Annotated in this window: 1 protein-coding gene; it reads left to right on the top strand. The window is 60.7% G+C overall.

What is annotated here, in order from left to right; translation table 11 throughout:
• Positions 1–267 (top strand): hypothetical protein (locus SB756_RS30865; RefSeq protein WP_410913341.1); only part of this gene is annotated, 267 nt, incomplete at both ends.

The following is a 267-nucleotide window of genomic DNA, read 5'->3' as shown; positions in this document are numbered from 1 at the left end:
GGACTGGATGGTCCTGTACAGCGTATCTGCATGGTTCTACCGGAGCAGAATCGGGTTATCGATCTGCGTGCCGCTGAAGCGCTGCGTCTTCAAGCAAAGGGCGCCACCCGCGAAGCTGCCCTTCGCTATGCATCTACGGTGTTCCCTGAAAGCATGTCTGCTGCCATCGCTCTGGGGCAGCAGTTCTTGGACACCGCCGCCGAAGCTGCAGAGAAAAACGGCGCTGATGCGTCGCTGGCCATGGACGGTCTGAAGTGGGGGGCTGCC

The sequence above is a fragment of the Pseudomonas sp. SIMBA_068 genome, assembly GCF_046534705.1.
GTDB lineage: Bacteria > Pseudomonadota > Gammaproteobacteria > Pseudomonadales > Pseudomonadaceae > Aquipseudomonas > Aquipseudomonas putida.
Note: the sequence above shows the minus strand (reverse complement) of the source record. Positions and strands in the feature narration are given on the sequence as shown.